Origin of the sequence: Brevibacterium renqingii (assembly GCF_017808105.1) — a bacterium.
Taxonomy (GTDB): Bacteria; Actinomycetota; Actinomycetes; order Actinomycetales; family Brevibacteriaceae; genus Brevibacterium; species Brevibacterium renqingii.
On sequence record NZ_JADBHF010000005.1, the window covers coordinates 67593 to 87104 of the forward strand.

Below are 19512 nucleotides of genomic sequence, written 5' to 3' on the forward strand. Positions count from 1 at the left end.
TATGTTCTATAGGTGCGCAACTATGCAAGGTATGCGGTAGCGGTGGGGTGAATCACCATTGAAAGGTACCCCTAGGGGGTATATGTTGAGGGTATGAGCAATCAGCAGAATCATCAGCAGCACAGTGTGGGGCTTGACCACTCGGCACATGCCGGGCACGAAGGCCACACAGACCACCACGGCAGTGATCGTTCCGGCGCCGCGGTCGCGCACGAGCACGGCGGCCACGGAAGCCATGAGGGTCACGGCGGCCATGAGGGCCACGCAGGGCATGGGGGACACGGCGGCCATGGTGACCATGTCGCGCAGTTCCGGCGTCTGTTCTGGATCATGCTCATCATCGCTATCCCGGTCGTCGCCTTCAGCCCGATGTTCGGCCACCTCGTCGGCTATGAAGTTCCCGAAACCGGTGTGCTCGGTGTCCTGCGCTGGCTCTCGCCGATCCTCGGCACCGTCATGTACTTCTGGGGCGGCAAGCCGTTCCTGACCGGCGGCCTCGACGAGATCAAGGGCCGCAGTCCGGGCATGATGCTGCTCATCGCCTTGGCCATCACGGTCGCCTTCCTCTCCTCCTGGGGCTCCTCGCTCGGCCTGCTGGACCCCCAGCTCGACTTCTGGTGGGAGCTGGCTCTGCTGGTCGTGATCATGCTCGCCGGGCACTGGATGGAGATGCGTTCACTGGCGCAGACCACCTCGGCGCTGGACAGCCTTGCCGCGCTCCTTCCCGATGAGGCGGAGAAGGTCGTCGACGGCGAGGTGGTGAGCGTCTCGCCCGATGAGCTCGAAGTCGACGACATCGTTCTGGTCAGGCCCGGCTCCGCGGTCCCCGCCGACGGACAGGTGATCGACGGATCGGCGAGCATGGACGAATCCATGGTGACCGGCGAGTCGACGACAGTCCGCCGCAGCGAGGGCGACTCTGTCGTTGCAGGAACCATCGCCACTGATTCGGGCCTGCGGCTGAAGATCACGGCCATCGGCGACGATACGGCGTTGGCCGGGATCCAGAAGCTGGTCTCCGATGCGCAGAACTCGTCCTCGCGTGCCCAACGGATCGCTGACAGGGCCTCGGCATGGCTGTTCTGGTTCGCGCTCGGCGCGGCGATCATCACGGCGATCGTCTGGTCTCTGCTCGGCATGCCGGATTCCGCTGTCGTGCGCACGATCACCGTTCTCGTCATCGCCTGTCCCCATGCCCTGGGTCTGGCGATCCCGCTGGTGGTCTCCATCGCCACCGAACGTGCCGCCCGCACAGGAGTGCTCATCAAGGACCGTCTCGCACTCGAAACGATGCGCACGGTCGATTCCGTGCTCTTCGACAAGACTGGAACCCTCACCAAGGGCGAACCCACCGTCACCGGCGTCGAAGCACTCGAGCGTGATGAGGACGAAGTGCTCGCCCTGGCCGCCGCGGCCGAGGCCGACAGCGAACACCCCTTGGCCCGTGCCATCGTCCGTGCGGCCGACGAACGCGGACTCGAGGTGCCGTCGGCGGCGAACTTCTCCTCCTCGCCTGCGGTCGGCGTCAAGGCCGAGATCGACGGCTCCACCGTCGAGGTGGGTGGGCCGAAGCTGCTCGAGGAGCACAATGCCTCCGAGGTCGCGGCCGCCGACCACTGGCGAAGCGAAGGTGCCATCATCCTGCACGTGATCGAAGCCGGTGAGGTCATCGGTGCGCTGCGTTTGGCCGATGAGATCAGACCGGAGTCCCGAGACGCCGTCGACGCCCTGCATGCCATGGGTGCCCAGGTGGTCATGATCACCGGTGATGCCGAGGCGGTTGCCCAGTCGGTCGCTTCCGAGCTCGGCATCGATCGCGTGTTCGCCGGTGTCCACCCCGCAGACAAGTCTGCGAAGGTGAGCGAACTGCAGAACGAGGGCAAGCGGGTCGCGATGGTCGGTGACGGCGTCAACGACGCGCCGGCTTTGGCGCAGGCCGATGTCGGCATCGCCATCGGCGCCGGCACCGATGTGGCCATCGGTTCGGCCGGAGTCATCCTCGCCTCCGATGACCCGCGTTCCGTCCTGTCCGTCGTCGAGCTCTCGCGCGCGACCTACCGGAAGATGAAGCAGAACCTGTGGTGGGCGGCCGGATACAACCTGCTGTCCGTGCCGCTGGCAGCAGGCATCCTCGCACCGATCGGCTTCGTCCTGCCGATGAGCGTCGGTGCTGTCCTCATGTCGATCTCGACGATCGTCGTGGCGCTCAATGCACAGCTTCTGCGCCGCCTCGACCTGCGTCCGGAAGCTGCGGTCGCCCGCGTCAGCAGGGATCGCTGATCGGCGCGCTGGAAGCGATGTGGTCACGGGCGGTGAGGCGGTTCCGTCTCGCCGCCCGGGGTCAGCGGTCGAGCGCCGCCTCGTTCGAGGTCGCGCCGCTCAGTGAGGCTTGCCGAAGCGCCCCGGCCGATAGCAGGTGATGGCGAAGCGATGCGACATCGGGGACACTCGTCGATAGGGTGGTTCCTATGTGGTTCGTTTCGAAGACCGTCCCTGCCTCCGCGGTCGCCGGGGCGCTGATCGTTGCGCTCTTCGGGCTCAGCGCGTGCAGCGACAGCGCGACAGAGCCCGAGGCGGAATCGACGCCGACGCAGACCTTGGAAGTCGTGGCCCAGGGCTTCGACACGACCGAAGACCTCTCCGACTATCTGTCCGAGGATTTGGACGAGGTCGAAGTGCGGCTCGAGTCCGAGTCGAATCCGGACTACGACGAGGAGGTCGATGCGGATCGCCTCTACGTCGATTTCGCCTCGGATGAGCATAGGTCCGCAGACATGGAAGCGACCGCGGCCATCATCCAGGCGGCGTCGCGGGCGACATTCGACTTCGACGTGCTCATGGTCACCGGAGACGTCTCAGCCGGTGAGTGGTCCTACCTCTACAACCGGCAGACTGTTGAGAAGCTCACTGAGGGTGACCGGATCGCCGTCGCTGACGTTTGGGGCGCTGCCGAACAGGACTTCGACACCATCCACCGCTGACTCCGCTGCTGTCGATTCAGCGGAGCGCGGCCGAGGTTCTGACGGACCGCCCCGCCTACTTCTCGACCGCGACCCCGTCGGCGTCGGCGAAGACCATGGCACCGGGACGGATGGTCGCACCGCCGATCTCGACGATCACATCGATCTCACCGACTCCCTCCTTCGCGCTCTTGCGAGGGTTACTGGCGAGTGCTTTGACTCCGAAGTCCATCTCGGCCAGCGCCGCTCGGTCGCGGACAGCACCGTTGATGACGACTCCCGCCCAGCCGTTGCGAACTCCCGCCTCGGCGATCATGTCGCCCATGAGCGCGGTGGCTATCGACCCGTCGCCGTCGATGACGAGCACGGCACCGTCGCCGGCCTGATTGAGGGTCCGTTTGACCAGGGCGTTGTCCTGGAAACAGCGAATGGTGCGGGCGGGACCGGAGAAGGAGGTCTTGGCTCCGAAGTCGCCGAAGTCCAGGGCGATCGAGTAGAGGTCCTCGCCGCGCTCGTCCCAGAGATCTGCTGTCGATACCGTCATGTCTGTGCCTTTCGCCGAGTTGGTGAGAGTGCGGATCGGTCAGTCGAATGCTCGGGCTCGTGCGTAGAGGCCGGGCACACCACCGGAGTGCATGAATACCACTGTTTCGTCAGTTCCGAACCTGCCCTGACGGATGAGATCGATCAGTCCTGCTGCGGCCTTGCCGGTGTAGACGGGGTCGAGGAGGATTCCCTCGGCGCGGGCGAAGAGGCGCACGGCCTCGACCATTCCCTCCGTCGGCAGGGCATAGCCGCTTCCGACGTAGTCGCCGAGACCCACCGTGTGGTCGCGGGGGACGGGAGGAAGGTCGAGGAAGTCGGCAGTGGAATCGACGAGTTCGACGATCTTCGGCTCCTGTTCAGACCGGGAGCGGCTGACATTGATGCCGAGTACCGGGATCTCGCTGCCTGCTCCGTGCAGGCCCACGACCAGTCCCGCTTGCATGCCCGCCGACCCGCTGGGGGAGACGACAGCTGCGACGTCGAGTTCGGCGGCGTTGATCTGTTTGAGCAGTTCGTCGGCACAGTCGACGTATCCGAGTGCGCCGATGACGTTCGAACCTCCGACGGGGATGACATACGGCGTCTTGCCTTCACCCCTCAGCCGGTCGGCCAGCGCCTGAGCTTCGCGGAGCAGGTCGCTGCCATTGCCGAAGACGGTGACCGAATCGGCGCCGAGGAGGTCGAAGAGCAGGAAATTGCCGGTGTGTTCGGGTGGGTTGGCACCGGCAGGACCGAGTCCGGTTCCCTCCGGACCGAGATCCTCCTCGACGATGAGATGGCATTCGAGCCCCTCACGCCGCGCGGCCGCCAAAGTCAGTCTGCAGTGATTGGACTGGACGCCTCCGACGGTGATGAGCGAATCCGCGCCCTGTTCAAGCGCATCGGCGATGAGGAACTCGAGCTTGCGGGTCTTGTTGCCGCCCTGAGTCAGCCCCAGACGGTCGTCCCGTTTGATCCAGATCTGCGGCCCTCCGAGTTCGGCGGAGAGGCGCGGCAGAGGCTCCAGAGGGGTCGAGCCGTCGGTATAGCTGCGACGAGGAATCATCTCAAGGCTGATCATGGAACCCGAGTCTACTCGTGCCCAGCCGTCGCCCGCAGGGGCAGTCTCAGCTGTCGAATCGAACCCGTTCGACAGCGCCTTCGGAGCCGCGGTCGGCAGCCCTGTTGTCCACGCTCAGGGTCAGCACGTCTCCGGTCTCACGGTTCACGTAGACGGCGGCGGTGTGTTCCGAGTCGGCATCGGCCGTGATCCTGCGCCACTGCTTGATATGAGCTGTCCCATGACCGGCCAGAGCCTGGACGACGCTCGGATGGGCCCGTTCCTTCACCTCCTGATCGTTCCCCTGTGACCAAGCGGTGACGAGCCTGTCGGCGTATTCGGCTGCTTCCGTCGGATGCCCGGTGGACTGTGGGGCGGACGACGACGAACCGGGTTGATCGGTCACAGGTGCGGCAGAGGCTGTCGGGGTCGCCTGTGCGGTATTGGTTGAGACAGTCAGCAACAGGACGCTGGCCAGCCCGAGGCTTGCGGCGAGAACAGCGGAAGGACGCAGGTGCGAGGTCGTGGTCGGCATGTGAGGCTCCTTTTGAAAACAACGGGCGTTGACGTCACCGAGTATCGTCAGTCTGAATGAGCGTCGCTTGCCGAATTCTGGAAGTTCCCTTGGAACAGGTCTCAGGCGGGAGAACGCCGCATTGCAGTGATGCGTCAGGACCGAGACATTTCCGTGCAGCCTGAGTCTTCACATGCTCATCTCTGCGCAAGTGTGACAAGAACGGAGGAGCCTAAGGAATCAAATCGTGATCATCGGTTCGCAGCGCGAGCCGTGTCCGTCTCCGGTTCTGCGGCTGCGGATCCCTCCTGCTCCTTGTCCATCCAGTCCTTTCCGTCGAGGATGCGCGCGACCATCATGGAGCTCGACTGGTCGCCTACGGCGTTGACCGTGGTCGCCGGCGGGTCGATGACTGTGCCGATGATCTGGATGATCGGCAGGGCGGCGGGTGGGAAACCGTAGAGCGTGATGATCATGAGTTCACCGATGAAGCCGCCCGAGGGGATTCCGGCCATGACCATCCCTGCCAGCAGGGCTACAGCGATGCCCAGGAGGATGTTCTCGATCGTGAAGAAGTCTCGTTGGAAGACGGCGAAGAGGAACGCGATCTTGAGGATCGCCGACAGGCTCGAGCCCTCCATGTGGATCGTCGCTCCGATCGGTACGATCGTCTCCCGGATGTCTCGAGGCACTCCGATGCGTTCACCGGCACGGAGGTTCGCCGGGATCGCCGCCACCGAGGACGAGGTCCCCAGGGAGATCGCCGTCGGTTCGAGGACATTGCCCCAGAAGCGGGTGACTCCGCGGCGTCCTCCGGCAAAGAACGCATAGAACGTGAAAGCGACGATGAAGTAGACGATCGCCACCGGATAGTAGACGAGGAAGGCGCGGACGTAGTCGCCGACGAGTTGGGCTCCGAGATCGCCGATGAGGGCCGCGAAGTAGGCGCCGAGGCCGATCGGGGCGTAGTACATGATGATCGAGGTGAACTTGAGGAACACCTCGGTGCCGGAGGAGAGGAACTGTGCGAAGGGCTTGCCGGCCTCCCCGATCCTGCTCGTTGCGAAGCCGACGATGACTGCGAACACGATGAGAGCGAGCATGTGCTCGGCCGACAGGATCTTCGAGAAATCGTCGACGACGACGGTCTGGACCAGCTGTTCACCGATGGAGCCGACCTCCTCGACGTTCTTCGGCTCCTGCATCTCGACCTGCACACCCTCCGTGGCGTTGAAGAGCCAGAGCGCGGCGACCATGACGATGGAGGCGATGACGCCGGTGACCGCGAAGACGCCGAGCATGCTGCCCATGATCTTGCCCAGGCGCGCTGCGGAGGACATGCCGGAGACAGCCGAGGCGATGGAGAAGAACACCAATGGCACCACGAGAGTGAACATCATATTGATGAACAGGGTGCCGAATGGCTTGATGACGGTGGCGCGTTCGCCGAAGACGAGCCCGATGACGGCACCGATGACGACCCCGGCGAGGATGAAGAGCGGGAATCGGTAGTTGCGCAGGATGCGGACGGCCTTCGAGGTCGGCTGATCCTGGGGCGTGGAGTCCGCTGTGTCGGAATCGGCTGGGGAGGGCATAGAGTCTGCCTTTCACGTAGTGCGTGGTGCCAGACGGAGTTCTGCTCCACCTTCTCCCTCATTGGTACGGGCAGGGTCAATGCAGATTCCGATCGAAAGTTCCTGGCTGTAGAGATCTTAATGGCGACCGCAGGCGACTTGGAAAGAGCCCTGACCGGCCGCCGTCCGTCAGCGCCGCGGCGACCGTAGTCTCCCTATTGGTTCTGTGTCCTGCATCACATACCATGAGATATGGAGATCATCGACTTCGTCCCCAGGCCCGATGAGTTCGTCTACACCTTCGGTGGGGTGGCCCCCGCGGCGACGATCCAGCCCGGAACCGTTTTGAAACTGTGGTCCGAAGATGCGTTCAACAATGCAATAACCTCACGGTCGGACGTGCCCAGCTCGAAACTGGACCCTCATCGGCTGAATCCGCAGACTGGTCCGTTCTATGTCAATGGCGCCGAGCCCGGGGACACATTGGCGATCCACATCGTTGATCTCACTCCCGCTCGCCGGTGGGGCGCATCTGCGACGATTCCGCTGTTCGGCGGACTGACGGCAACGGATCGCACAAGCCTTCTTCATGAAGCATTGCCCGAAGCCGCTTGGATCTATGAACTCGACTCAGAAGCGCAGACCGTGGGCTTTCAGAATCGGGCTGGTGATTTCGAACTTGCCTTGCCGGTCGAGCCTATGCTGGGCACGGTCGGAGTCGCACCCGCAGGCGGGGAAGTCCACTCCTCTCTTACACCTGAGCGCTTCGGCGGGAACATGGACACCCCGGAGATGAGGGCCGGCACCACCGCATTCTTCGGGGTGAACGTCGAAGGGGCCCTGTTCTCCATCGGAGATGGACACTACCGGCAAGGAGAAGGCGAAGCGTGCGGCACCGCAGTCGAAGGGGCCATGAACTCGACGATCATCGTCGATCTCGTCAAGGGAAGCGGCCCTCTGTGGCCGCGGCTGGAAAGTGACGAACACTGGATGGTCGTGGGTTCTTCACGACCGATGGAAGACTCATGGAGGATCTCTCAGGTGCAGATGATCCGCTGGCTCGCCGAGCTCTTCGATCTTGAGATCATGGATGCTTACCAGCTGCTGACTCAGATCTCTCTGGTTCCAGTCGCCAACGTGGTCGATACGAACTACAGCGTCGTGACGAAAGTTGCGAAGTCACTGCTTCCGGTAAGGAGCGCATTCAACGGGCTTCACGCAGACCTGCGTCAGCGTGCACGGGAACTTCTATAGACGAAGAGCGCGATTCTCGCGGTCGGGTGACTCGAGTCGCGATGAGCAAGGGGGGAAGAGGAACAGTGGATCTGAAGATCGGCGGCAAGACCGCAATGGTCACCGGCGGGACAAGGGGTATAGGCCGTGCCATCGTCGAATCATTCTTGGCAGAAGGGGCCGACGTGGCCTTCTGCGCTCGCAGCGCTCAGGCGGTAGTCGATGCCGAAATGGAGTTCGCGTCTCAGGGAAGAGCGATCGGAACTGCTTTCGATGTCAGTGACAGTGTCGCGTTGAGTGACTGGGTCCTGGCCACCGCCGAAGAGTTCGGCGGAATCGACATGGTCGTCAGCAGTGTCAGTGCGCTCGCGATTCCCGACACCGAAGCGAACTGGTACCAATCTTTCAATGTTGATCTGATGGGCACGGTCAATCTGTCCAAAGCGGTGATCCCGTATCTGAAGGAAAGCGATGTGGCATCGCTGATTGCCATCTCGAGTGTCTCCGGCAGAGAGGCGGACTTCGCGTCTGGACCCTACGGAACGATGAAGACTGCGATCATCGGTTACATGGCCGGTCTTGCGCCGCAACTGGCAGGGAGCGGAGTGCGGATCAACACCGTCTCACCCGGCAATACGTATCATGAGGGCGGAGTCTGGCCAGGGATCGAGGCAGACGATCCTGAACTGTTCGACTATGCGCTCGGACTCAATCCGAGCGGTCGAATGGGCACACCCGAAGAGACGGCTGCTAGCGTCGTATTCCTGTCGAGTCCGCGGTCCAGCCGTACCTCGGGGGCAAATCTGCTCATTGACGGAGCGCTGACACGCGGAATTCAGTTCTGAGCAGAAGAAGAGAGGTTCCCTGATCGAAGGGATGATCCTCCGCCGCAGACCCTTTACTTAACGAACGATTAGCTTAGACTGAGAGCTGTGACTGATCAGAACACAGGCAAAGGCGCCGTGCAGGCAACGGAATCCCTCCTCTCCGCCAGGGACATCGACTTCCTTCTCTACGACTGGCTGAAGGTCGACGAACTCTGCCGCAGGCAGCGCTTCTCGAGCCACTCGCGTGAGGTCTTCGACTCGGTGCTCTCGGCGAGCGAGCAGCTGGCCAAGGAACAGTTCGCACCGCACTCCAGGAAATCAGATCTCAACGAACCGACCTTCGACGGTACGACGGTCACCGTCATCCCGGAGATCAAGACCGCGCTCGACCAGTTCGCAGAAGTCGGACTGCTGTCGGCGACGATGGATGAGAGCGTCGGCGGGATCCAGCTGCCGCAGACGGTGGCGAAGGCCTGCTTCGCGTGGTTCCAGGCGGCCAATATCGCCACCGCCAGCTACCCGATGCTGACCATGGCCAACGCCAATCTGCTGCTCGAGTACGGAACCCCGGAACAGGTCGAGACTTACGTCCTGCCCGAACTCGACGGACGCTTCTTCGGCACCATGTGCCTGTCCGAACCCGAGGTCGGTTCCTCTTTGGGCGATGTCACGACGAAGGCTGTGCCGGACCCCGAAGCCGGCGAGGGGGCCTTTCGGCTCCACGGTACGAAGATGTGGATCTCGGGCGGCGACCACGAACTGTCGGAGAACATCGTCCATCTCGTACTCGCTCGTGCCGAGGGCGACCGTCCCGGCACTAAGGGACTCAGCCTGTTCCTCGTTCCGAAACATCTCGTCGAGGACGATGGCACCCTCGGTGAGCGCAACGACGTCGTCCTGTCGGGGCTCAACCACAAGATGGGATGGCGCGGGACAACGAACACCCTGTTGTCGTTCGGTGAAGGTGCCCACCGGCCGGCAGGCTCCGCCGGCGCGATCGGCCACCTCGTCGGGGAGCAGGGCCAAGGTCTGGCCTGCATGTTCCACATGATGAATGAAGCACGCATCGGAGTCGGCGCGGGAGCCGTGGCCATCGGATACCACGGATACCTCGACGCCCTCCGCTATGCCCGCGACCGTCGCCAGGGCCGCCCCGACGGTGCCAGGGGTGCGGACTCCGGCCAGGTCCCGATCGTCGAGCACGCAGACGTTCGGCGCATGCTGCTGTCGTCGAAGAGCTACGTCGAGGGCGGCCTCGGTCTCATCCTCTATGCGGCGCGTCTCCTCGACGAGGCCGAAACGGGCGGATCGCAGTCCGAGCGTGAGCGGGCGGCGCTGCTGCTCGACGTGCTCACCCCGATCGTCAAGACCTGGCCGAGCGTCTGGTGCCTGAAGGCCAATGACCACGCCATCCAGGTGCTCGGCGGGGCGGGATACACCCGTGACCACGACGTCGAGCAGCTCTATCGGGACAACAGGCTCAACCCGATCCATGAAGGCACGCACGGCATCCAGGCCAAGGACCTGCTCGGCCGCAAGGCCATCATGTCCGAGGGGGCGGGACTGTCGGTTCTGCTCGAACAGATGCGAACGACCCTCGCCGAGGCGGCCGACGACCCCGAATGGAGCGCAGAATGCGCGGCGCTCGGTTCCGCCGCCGACCGCATCGAGTCCGTCACCGCCGCAGTGTGGGCCGACAAGGACCCGGCCCGTGCCCTCGAGAATGCGTGGACCTACTTAGAAGCGGTCGGACATACTGTGGTGGCGTGGCTGTGGTTGCAGCAGGGCAGGACCGCAGAGGAGACTGCCAGGGACCGCGGTGACTCGGCGTTTCTGCGCGGGAAGGTTGCGGCCGCGCGCTATTTCTTCACTCATGAGCTGCCGCAGACCGGTCCGTGGTTCGACCTCGTCGAGAGCAGGTCGACGACGTTCGCGGATCTCGATGACGCGAGCCTGTGACGAACGCAGCCTCAGAAGGGCGGGGCCGACAGCCGTCGGTCGACCGTCATGAGGATCCGCAGGAACAGACCGCCGGCCAGGAGGCCGCCGATGAGGTCGGTTGCCCAATGCCAACCGAGGAGGAATGACACTACCACGGAGTTCACGCCGATCGCGGCCACTGCCCACCACAGAAGCCGCACCGTCCTGGTGGACGCACTGCTGTAGGTCGCGATGAGATAGGCGACCGCGCCGTAGATGAGCACGGATTCGGCGGCGTGACCGGACGGATAGCTGATTCCGCGGTCACCGAGTTCGAGCAGGCCGCCCTGGAAGAACCTCGGATCGTGCAGAGTGGTCGCCGGTCGGGCGAGCAGAATCTTCAGCGAACCGACACCGAGGAAGAACGCGGCCTCGGTGCCCAGGGCGAATGCGACCGGGCGCCAAGAGCGCCTTCGGTAGGCCAGGGTGATCGCTGTGATCGCCAGTACGGGCAAGCAGACGGCCTGTCCGGCGATGGGATCGAGGATGTGCTGAGCGAACCAAACGAGATCGGGGTCGGCGAGGTAGAGCCAGCGTCGGTTGAGCTTATAGTCCCAGACACGCAGAGGGCCCGCCGCAATCACGGTCACCGCGATGAAAGCGAGCGCCAGGGCCCAGAATGAGGTTGCCTGGGACAGCAGCCCCTTTGCTCGAGCCGTCCAGGGACTACGATCTGAGGGGCTGCTGATTATATTCTCGGATTCGACATAAGACTCAGCAACCATCACTGCTGATTTTAGACGGAGTGAGGAATCACTTCTGCCGTGGGTGATAAAGAAACGATGAATTCTGGTCAGAACTTCCGAGCGCGCACCACTGTGGTGGCGACACGCACACGATTGTTCGTATCGAGTTTGATGTTGATCCGGTTGAGATGCGTCTTCACGGTGGCCTGGCTCATGAACGTGGCCGCGGCGATCTCCTGATTCGACAGCCCCTCGGCGACGAGTTCGGCGATCTCCATCTCTCGCTCGGTGAGTTCGGCGAGCAGAGCCTCGGCCTCGCGCTGCAGACGATGGTCGGGACTCGAAGTGACCTTGGCGATCATGCGCCGCATGGACTGCGGCGCCAGAATGGGCTCTCCTGCCTGGGCCTTCCGGACCGCGACGGCGAGCTCCACCGGGCCGATGTCCTTGAGCAGGTAGCCGGCGGCTCCGGCCTCGAGTGCGCGGAAGAGGTGATCGTCGCTGTCCATGCTCGTCAGAGCCACCACCTTCGGTGCTCGCACGCTGTTGAGGAGACGCTCGATCGCTTCGATCCCACCGATCCCGGGCATCCGAATGTCCATCAGCACGACGTCGGGGTAGTGCAGCGCGACTTTCTCAATGGCTTCTTCGCCGCTGGCTGCCGAAGCGACCACGTCGATGTCTTCTGCGGCCTGCAGAATTCCCTTGATTCCGGTGATGACCATGGGATCGTCGTCGACGACGATGACGCGGATCGGGACGGCTTGGTTCATGAGCGTCACATTACCCGAGGGCGATGACACGGTTCGACGGGGACTCGGGCGGCCTTCGGGTCAGGCTTCCGCGGCGAACGGCGGGAACTCCGCTTCTACGAGGAACTCCTCGCCTCGCACTCCGAACGAGGCGTGCCCTCCGAACATGTCGGTCCGTTCGCGGATCCCCTCCAGCCCGGAGCCCGTACCGGTGGAGGCCAAGTCCGTCGCCGGTTCGGGAACCGGCGCGGCAGCGCCCGAGGTGCGGCGGGCAGCCGAGTCAGGGGCGAACTGGGGGCGAGGCGGTGCATCCGGGAATCTGCGCTCCTGGGCCAATGGGTTCGCCACCGAGATCCGTGCCCCGCCCGCCGCTGAGACGTTGACGTCCACGGTCACGGGTGAGTTCGGCGCATGCTTCATCGCATTGGTCAGCGCCTCTTGGACGATGCGGTAGATCGCGCGGTCGAGAGCCGGTGGGCACGTGTCGACGTCCTGGATGATGATCGAGGGACGGACGATCGTACCGGTGGACTGAACGGAGGCGATGAGCTGCGGAATCGAGCGCATCGACGCGCGGTTCGGCGGCGCAGGCTGTCCGTGTCCCGGGCGCAGGTCTGCGAGATTGCCATCTCTGACCCCACCCACCAGGTGGCGCAGATCCTCCAAGGACGCTCGCGCTTCCTGCCGTAGGGCAGACGCGGCCGAAGCAACCTCGGGGTCGGCCTGAGCGCCCACCTCCAGGGCCCCGCTGTGCAGCGAGATCACCGACAGGCGGTGAGAGAGCGTGTCGTGGAGTTCGCGCGCCAGCAGTTCGCGTTCGGACTGCCGGGCGAGTTCGGCCGTGAGCGACTCGTTGCGCAGCGTCTCGCGCTGCGCAAGCGACTCCACGGCTCGCATCCTCCTGGTCCGTCGCAGAAGCACGCCCACGCCGAGGCTGATGCCGAGTCCGATGGCGCAGGCGGCGACCGTCATGATCCCGATGGCCAGGAACGAGTCCTCGGGAGGGATCGTGGCTTCGACGCCCGTGATTTGCGCGGGGTCCGGCAGGAAGAAGATGCTGAACGGGTTGTGCCGTGCCGGAGCCAGACACATCCGCACAGTGGCCAGGACGACGAGGGTGGCCCCCACGACCGAGGCCGTGACCGCCTGTCGTTTGGGCGCCCGGATGACGAGGTGGAACAGGGCGATGAGAAGCAGCAGGGCATCACCCCATGCGATGGTGAGCCCAGCCCCGGCGATGAAAGGGACCCACGGCCATCTGTGACGCAGGAACACCGATCCCCAGACGGGGACGAGCAGCAGCACGGCGACGATTCCGGTGTCATTGAGCACCCCGTCGGAGAACGCCCAGGCATTCGCCGTCAGCGCCATCGCCGAGCAGAGGAGCCCGAAGAGGAACAGCCCCATGCCGATGAGGATGCTTCCCGCGATGCGCACACCGCGAGGGATCTTCCGCGACAGTGCGAAGCGGACGCCGGCGGGACGACCGCGACCGACGGCGCCGGGGGCGGAGGACTCACGGCCGCTGGCGGACGGAGGGACGGAATGATCTGACACAGAAGAATCGTAACCGCGGGCACTGACGCGTGCCGTCCGCCGATCGGCTGGAGGCTGTCAACCAATCGGCTGTCGGGGTCCAGCCCGTCGGCGGACGCGCCGGAGGGGAATCGAGACGAGGCTGAAGGAGTCAGTCAGAAGCCGTTTCGAAGGAGCGCCATGTCCCACCCGCAGAACCCGCAGAACTCTCCGGTCCCGCCTCAACCTCAGCCGCCTCATCAGCAGCATCCTCAGAGCCCGCAGCAATGGGCGCCGCAGCAGCAGACTCCCTCACCCGGATACCCCGACGGTCCCTACCCGCCGCAGAATCATCCCGGCTACGGGCAGAAACCGCCGAAGCAGAAGAAGCCGCTGCTCAAACGCTGGTGGTTCTGGCTGATCGTCATCATCGTCGTCATCGCCTTCTTCGGCGTCGTCAGCGGCGGCGGAGACGAGGCCTCCACCGATTCGGCCGAGTCCAACTCTGCCGGTGGCCAGCAGCCGGAAGGGTCTGCTGAGGAGGAGAACGCAGACAAGCCGGCCGAAGAGGCGGAACACGGCATCGGCGACACGGTCGCCGCCGACGGTTGGGAGATCACCGTTGACTCCGTCGAGGACGGTGTCTCGAAGGTCGGCGACGAATACCTCGGTGCGCAGGCCCAGGGACAGTTCGTTCAGGTCGCCATGTCGGTGAAGAACACCGGCTCGGATCCGAACTACTTCTTCGAGGACGACATCAAACTCGGTGACGACGAGGGCAACACCTACTCGGCGGATTCCGAAGCCGGCATCTACGCAGCCGAGGACAACATCCTCTTCCTCGAGGAGATCAATCCCGGGAACACGGCCGAAGGCGTCCTCGTCTTCGACGTGCCCGAAGACGTCGATCCGAACCGGCTCACATTCGCAGGCGGACTGTTCTCCGATCCGGTGGAGATCTCGCTGAAGTAGATGCATACGGAGGGCATGGCTATCGGTCCAGACTCTGCGCGCGAGCAGTGATCGTTCGTGCAGCCCGCAGGGTCTGGCCGAGGAAGCCCCGCCCGAAGATCCGGACATGGGCGAGCAGGGCGAAGAAGCTGTGCGCCGGAAGGTCCTGTCGCCAGTCCTCCGGCATCGGATGGGCCTGCTCATAGCCGGAGAAGATCTCTTCGAGGAACGGGGTGCCGAAGAGGGCGAGCAGGGCGAGATCCTCCAGCCGGTGACCACCATGGGCCGCTGGATCGATGAGGGTGCACCCGCCGGACGTCCACATGAGGTTCCCCGCCCACAGGTCACCGTGGACGCGAGCCGGAGCCTCGGTGCCCTCTCCTCCGATTCCATCGAACCCGCCCGCAGAGATCGCCTCCACCGCCGAGGCGACAGTGGCCCTCTCCTCACCTGTCAGGGCTCCCTCGACGGAGGAGAGGAGCGGTGTCAGGCGCTGCGAGGCCCAGAATTCGGAGAAGGAGGTCACCGACTCCGTCGACACCTCGAACGGGGAGTCGAGAGGGCCGAAGAATGCCGGTGCGGCCGGCGAAAAGCCGAATCCGGCAGCTCCGGCATCGTGCAGACGTGCCAGCCTGCGCCCGAAGTCGAAGGCTGCGGCGGCGTGGGGACCGGTCTCCTCGAGTCGTTCGAGCTGCAGGAAGTCCTCGCCCTCGTCGACGACTTCGACGACGGGAACAGCTCCCGGTTCGGCCAGCCATCGCAGACCTGCGGCCTCGGCCGCGAGGAAACCCGTCGGCACGGCTTCACGCTGTTTGAGGAAATATGAGGTCATGCCCTCAGGGTAGCGGGCCGATGGTCAGAGGTCAGGGGCCGATCCAGACGACGAAGTCAGCCGGTGGGAGCACACGGCCGATCACGGCAGCGGCCTTTTCGGTCCCCACTGATCGGGGCACCACCTGTAGGATCGCAGTATGGCTTGGCAGTACTGGACCGAAGCCGCGCGGCAAGGGGGCTGGCGCGAGGTGCCGACCCCGCATGCGGATCCGCGGTCAGGGGAGGAAGTGCGGATCCGCACGACTGCCTCGGCGGTGTCGAAGGGCACCGAGACGCTCGTGCACACCGGAGGGATCCCCGCCCGGATCGCAGGACTGATGCGCGCACCCCACCAGCTCGGCGAGTTCCCGTTCCCCGTCTCCTACGGCTATCTCGCCGTCGGGATCGTCGACGAAGGTCCCGCCGAGTGGATCGGGCGCAGGGTCTTCGGTCTCCTGCCCCACCACAGCCATCACGTCGTGCCAGTCGATGACATCCACGCCGTCCCCGACGGAATCGGCGACCATCGGGCACTGTTGGCCGGAGCCGTCGAGACCGGGATCAACATACTCTGGCAGCACCCCCCGCGCATCGCCGACCGCGTCGCGATCGTCGGCGCCGGAATGATCGGCGCCTCCACGGCGCTGCTGGCTTCCCGCATGCCGCTCGACCGTCTTGAAGTCGTTGACAGCAGCCCCAGCCGTCGCGCGCAGCTCAGTGCCCTCGGACTCGCTGCCGTGGCACCGGAAGAAGCCGCGGGCGACTGCGACGTCGTCATCCACACCTCCGGCCACCAGAACGGTCTGGCACGGGGGCTCGAGATCACCGGTGACGACGCCACGCTGGTCGAAGCGTCCTGGTACGGAGACGACAGCCCCACCGTGCCGTTGGGAGCCGACTTCCATGCTCGTCGCCTCAGCATCATCGCCTCCCAGGTCGGCGAGGTCGCCGCCGGGCATCGGGCGCGGCGCACTCGGAGGCAGAGGATGCAGGCGGCATTCAGGGCACTCGAAGACGATCGCTTCGATGCGCTGCTCACCGGTTCCTCTTCGTGGTGCGAGCTGCCGAGTCTGATGGAGGCACTCTGCTCAGGCGGAGAGCTTGCGGCCGAGACCCTGTGCCACGTCATCGACTATTCTCGGGCCGATGAGGGCGCGGATCCCGGCGCGGTCCAGGCCGGGGAAGTCACCGAGAACGCGAGCGGCCCCACGCGCCGATGACCAGCCGACAACCGGGGTCGGTCCATATCCGCGGCCCCGAGATCTGAGGAGGAGACGATGTTCAGTCTGACCGTCAACGACCACGTGATGATCGCCCACAGTCTGCCGCACGAATTCTTCGGACCGGCGCAGGCGATGCACGGAGCGACCCTCGCCGTCGAGGCGACCTTCAGCCGTGCGGATCTCAATGAGCATTCGGTCGTCCTCGACATCGGTGAGGCGATGAGCCTCCTCGACGCGGCACTCGAACCGCTGCGCTATGCCAACCTCGATGAGCATCCGGATTTCCGCGGACGCCTGAGCACCACCGAAGCCGTCGCCGAGTACATCGGCCACCGGCTCTCCGACGCCCTGGCCGACCGACCGGACGTCGGCATCCGGCTCGACCTGCGCGAGAACCCGCGCGCCTCCATCGCCTACACCGTTCCGGGACGTCCGTGAGGGTCCACCTCATCGAACCCGAACTCGGGCGCATCAGCGGGGGACTGGCCTACAACCGGGCCCTCGCCGAGGCGGCCGAAGCCGCGATCGTCCGCCACACTGTGCCCGGTTGCTGGGACCGCCCCGGCCGAGCAGAGGCCTCTGCGGTGGCCGCGCTCATCGAGGCCGCCCCCGGCCCCGTCCTCCTCGACGGACTCATCGCGACCGGCCTGCCCGACCTGACGAGACCGCCCGGGCGAGGTGTGGCTGCGGGCGTGCATGTGCTCGTCCATTCCCTGGCCGCCGACGATGCCGCACAGACCGGCACCGCCTCGCAAAGCCGGTGGTCTGCCGCGCTCGAGAAGGAACGACGCGCGCTGATGTCGGCTGCGGGCGTGATCACGACGAGCCGGTTCACTGCCGAAATGCTGTCCTCCCGATACGGAATCCACGCCGAGGCGGCCCCACCGGGCAATCCCGCGCGAGCCCAGGCGACCGGAAGCGGGGGAGGACACTTCATCTGCATCGGGGCGGTCACGGAGAACAAGCGGCAGCTGCTCATCACCGAGGCACTTCGGGCCATCATCGCTGACGAGCGCGGTCGAGATGACCGAGGAAGGCTCACCTCCTGGCACTGCACCTTCGCCGGACCGATCGTCGAGGCCGACTATGCGCATCGTCTGCGCACAGCCTGTGCAGACCTCCCGGAAGGCAGAGCCGAGGTCGTCGGCGAACTCGCCGAGGACGAGCTCGACGCACTCTACGGAAGCGCGGACCTTCTGCTCCTGCCTTCCCGCTCGGAAGCCTACGGGATGGTCGTCGCCGAAGCCGCGGCCGCCGGGATCCCCTCCTTCGTCACCTCCGGCACCGGGGCCGAAGAACCTCTCCGGTCGGGCCTCAGCCTGCCTGCCGATCGCGAGTCATGGGCTCGGGCTCTGCGACGCTGGATGGACGATGAGCACTTCAGGGTGCAGCTGCGCGCAGAGGCGCAGCAGCGCAGGGAAGAAGCCGTACGCGGCTGGGATCAGACAGCGGCGGACGTCTTCGGTGCGCTCGCAGGACACCGACGATGACTGCTGCCGAACCCGACTGGCTCGACCTGCGGCTGACCGTCGACGATGCGGCCAGACAGCAGTCGCTGCCGCTGCTCGACCGCGCCGTCGCGGCCCTCGGTCCCGAGGACGACAAACCGCTGCTCGTCATCGATATCGGCGCGGGCACGGGCAACTCGGCCCGCTGGTTCGACGTCCGGCTGCGCGAACGTCTGCCCGGCCGCGAGCTCACGTGGGTCCTCTTCGACGCCGACCGAGCATCACTCGACCTCGCCGGACGATCGCTGCCGCAGGCCCGCACCGTCTGCGGACCGATCTCGGCGCTTCCCGACATCGCTCGCGGCCTCCTCACCGTCGATCTTCACCGCACGGCAGCGGACCGAGCCGGAGCCGCCGCAGAGCCCGTGCGACAGAAGCGACCGGATCTGCTTCTCACGTGCAGCGCTCTGCTCGACGTGCTCACCTCGGCGGATCTGGACGCAATCGTGCGCACGCTCGACGAACTCGCCGGAATCGGTCTCTTCCTCCTCAGCATCACCGGCGGCTGGTCCCTCGACCCCGCCCACCAGCACGATGCCCTGCTCGACGCGGCCTTCACCGCCCACCAGCATCGCGTCGGCCGACTCGGCTGTGACGCGCCCGACGAGCTCATGGCCCTGGCGCGGGCGCGCGGCGCCGAGGTCATGAGCGGGTCGAGCCCGTGGAGACTGCAGGCACCCGAGGACCGCGAATTCCTCGCTCGGTTCCTCACCGAACGCATCGAGGCCGCCGTCGACGAAGACCCGGAGCTGGCCGAGACCGGCAAACAGTGGTGCGCCGATCGCCTCCGACAGCTGGACGCGCGGCTCGATGTCACAGTCGGCCACCGCGACGTGCTCATCGACGCGAGCAGAACCTCACGGCGATGACCTGGGCGAAGAGGCTCCTCGCCCTCCTCCTCACCGTCGTGCTGCTGGCACTGACGGTCCGCCTCGTCGGCGCCCAGGCGCTTCTCCACGGATGGGAGGTGCTCAATGTCTGGACGATCCTGGCCTCCCTGGTCTGCGGATTCATCATGACCGGTGCTCAGGCGCTGCGGTGGAAGCTGCTGCTGGCGCTCAAAGGCACGCACATCGCCTGGTCGCGCGCACTCGCCGACTGCTATTCCTCGAGTCTGCTGAATATGGTCCTGCCCGGCGGACTCGGCGGCGACCTCGCACGCGTGGCCGTCTACCGGCATACGGGAGCGAAGAAGTGGCTCTCGCCGCTCACCGCCGTCGGTGCCGAGCGTCTGAGTGCGACGACCCTGCTCTTCGCCGCTGCCGCCCTCAGCCTCATCGCAGTGTCGACCCGGGCGGCGCTCGCAGCCGCGGCGGTGTCCGTGACAACTCTGGTCATCTCACTGCTCGGGATGCGGGGGATGGAATGGCGGCGCAGCCTCATCGTCTGGC

The 19512-nt window shown here is 65.2% G+C and carries 18 protein-coding genes and 1 pseudogene; 11 read left to right on the top strand and 8 right to left on the bottom strand.

The genetic code is table 11. The features are described from left to right. Positions 1 to 93: 93 nt before the first annotated feature. Both IHE57_RS06635 and IHE57_RS06640 read left to right on the top strand, forming a co-directional pair. On the top strand, positions 94 to 2280 hold the full coding sequence (locus tag IHE57_RS06635; protein ID WP_209371857.1) for a heavy metal translocating P-type ATPase: 2187 nt from the start codon (positions 94 to 96) through the stop codon (positions 2278 to 2280). Positions 2281 to 2468: 188 nt separating this feature from the next. After that, positions 2469 to 2981, top strand: a complete 513-nt coding sequence (locus IHE57_RS06640; RefSeq protein WP_209371858.1) for a hypothetical protein — start codon at positions 2469 to 2471, stop codon at positions 2979 to 2981. A 55-nt stretch (positions 2982 to 3036) separates the two neighbouring features. Here the strand turns inward: IHE57_RS06640 and rraA are convergent, their stop codons facing one another. The 4 genes from rraA to IHE57_RS06660 all read right to left on the bottom strand — a co-directional run bounded on the left by rraA (position 3037) and on the right by IHE57_RS06660 (position 6654). Further along, the gene (gene rraA / locus IHE57_RS06645; RefSeq protein WP_209371859.1) at positions 3037 to 3504 is read right to left on the bottom strand and encodes a ribonuclease E activity regulator RraA; all 468 of its coding nucleotides are present in this window, start codon (positions 3502 to 3504) and stop codon (positions 3037 to 3039) included. Positions 3505 to 3543: 39 nt separating this feature from the next. After that, a complete protein-coding gene (locus IHE57_RS06650; RefSeq protein ID WP_209371860.1) occupies positions 3544 to 4566 on the bottom strand; it encodes a D-cysteine desulfhydrase family protein in 1023 nt (340 codons plus the stop codon). Between the two features lie 46 nt (positions 4567 to 4612). Continuing rightward, positions 4613 to 5080 (bottom strand): hypothetical protein, encoded by a 468-nt coding sequence (locus tag IHE57_RS06655; RefSeq protein WP_209371861.1) that lies wholly within the window; start codon positions 5078 to 5080, stop codon positions 4613 to 4615. 230 nt (positions 5081 to 5310) lie between these two features. Further along, positions 5311 to 6654, bottom strand: coding sequence for a dicarboxylate/amino acid:cation symporter (locus tag IHE57_RS06660; RefSeq protein ID WP_209325354.1), 1344 nt, complete (start codon positions 6652 to 6654; stop codon positions 5311 to 5313). A gap of 231 nt (positions 6655 to 6885) precedes the next feature. Between IHE57_RS06660 and IHE57_RS06665 the strand changes: the two genes are divergently transcribed. The 3 genes from IHE57_RS06665 (at position 6886) to IHE57_RS06675 (ending at position 10652) form a co-directional block, all read left to right on the top strand. Beyond that, positions 6886 to 7887 (top strand): acetamidase/formamidase family protein, encoded by a 1002-nt coding sequence (locus IHE57_RS06665; RefSeq protein WP_209325353.1) that lies wholly within the window; start codon positions 6886 to 6888, stop codon positions 7885 to 7887. A gap of 65 nt (positions 7888 to 7952) precedes the next feature. Then, positions 7953 to 8711, top strand: coding sequence for an SDR family NAD(P)-dependent oxidoreductase (locus tag IHE57_RS06670; protein WP_209371862.1), 759 nt, complete (start codon positions 7953 to 7955; stop codon positions 8709 to 8711). 87 nt (positions 8712 to 8798) lie between these two features. Beyond that, positions 8799 to 10652, top strand: a complete 1854-nt coding sequence (locus IHE57_RS06675; RefSeq protein ID WP_366933878.1) for an acyl-CoA dehydrogenase — start codon at positions 8799 to 8801, stop codon at positions 10650 to 10652. Positions 10653 to 10663: 11 nt separating this feature from the next. Here IHE57_RS06675 and IHE57_RS06680 read toward each other — a convergent pair whose 3' ends face one another. From IHE57_RS06680 to IHE57_RS06690, 3 genes are all read right to left on the bottom strand, one after another. Then, positions 10664 to 11398, bottom strand: coding sequence for a phosphatase PAP2 family protein (locus IHE57_RS06680; protein WP_216629945.1), 735 nt, complete (start codon positions 11396 to 11398; stop codon positions 10664 to 10666). Between the two features lie 68 nt (positions 11399 to 11466). Continuing rightward, the gene (locus tag IHE57_RS06685) at positions 11467 to 12132 is read right to left on the bottom strand and encodes a response regulator (RefSeq protein WP_209371874.1); all 666 of its coding nucleotides are present in this window, start codon (positions 12130 to 12132) and stop codon (positions 11467 to 11469) included. A gap of 60 nt (positions 12133 to 12192) precedes the next feature. Further along, a complete protein-coding gene (locus tag IHE57_RS06690) occupies positions 12193 to 13668 on the bottom strand; it encodes a sensor histidine kinase (protein ID WP_366933879.1) in 1476 nt (491 codons plus the stop codon). Positions 13669 to 13827: 159 nt separating this feature from the next. Here IHE57_RS06690 and IHE57_RS06695 point away from each other — a divergent pair, with 159 nt between their 5' ends. Then, positions 13828 to 14598: a DUF4352 domain-containing protein gene (locus tag IHE57_RS06695; RefSeq protein WP_209371876.1), complete on the top strand. Its 771-nt coding sequence runs from the start codon at positions 13828 to 13830 to the stop codon at positions 14596 to 14598. Positions 14599 to 14617: 19 nt separating this feature from the next. Here the strand turns inward: IHE57_RS06695 and IHE57_RS06700 are convergent, their stop codons facing one another. Beyond that, positions 14618 to 15409, bottom strand: coding sequence for a fructosamine kinase family protein (locus IHE57_RS06700; RefSeq protein ID WP_209371878.1), 792 nt, complete (start codon positions 15407 to 15409; stop codon positions 14618 to 14620). A 139-nt stretch (positions 15410 to 15548) separates the two neighbouring features. On the opposite strand from IHE57_RS06700, the gene IHE57_RS06705 reads away from it, so the two are divergent. From IHE57_RS06705 to IHE57_RS16330, 5 genes and pseudogenes are all read left to right on the top strand, one after another. Continuing rightward, positions 15549 to 16610, top strand: a complete 1062-nt coding sequence (locus IHE57_RS06705) for a zinc-dependent alcohol dehydrogenase (RefSeq protein ID WP_209371880.1) — start codon at positions 15549 to 15551, stop codon at positions 16608 to 16610. Positions 16611 to 16667: 57 nt separating this feature from the next. Further along, positions 16668 to 17051: a 6-pyruvoyl trahydropterin synthase family protein gene (locus IHE57_RS06710; protein ID WP_209325346.1), complete on the top strand. Its 384-nt coding sequence runs from the start codon at positions 16668 to 16670 to the stop codon at positions 17049 to 17051. Next, entirely contained in the window at positions 17048 to 18103 is a 1056-nt protein-coding gene (locus IHE57_RS16685; RefSeq protein WP_209325345.1) for a glycosyltransferase family 4 protein, read from the top strand. Before IHE57_RS06710 ends, IHE57_RS16685 begins: the two co-directional genes overlap by 4 nt. Beyond that, the gene (locus IHE57_RS06720) at positions 18100 to 18990 is read left to right on the top strand and encodes a class I SAM-dependent methyltransferase (protein ID WP_209371882.1); all 891 of its coding nucleotides are present in this window, start codon (positions 18100 to 18102) and stop codon (positions 18988 to 18990) included. The genes IHE57_RS16685 and IHE57_RS06720 overlap by 4 nt, the downstream gene beginning before the upstream one ends. Continuing rightward, positions 18987 to 19457 (top strand): annotated as a pseudogene (locus IHE57_RS16330) (lysylphosphatidylglycerol synthase domain-containing protein); the annotation flags it as partial. The gene IHE57_RS06720 and the pseudogene IHE57_RS16330, both read left to right, overlap by 4 nt. Positions 19458 to 19512: the final 55 nt, after the last annotated feature.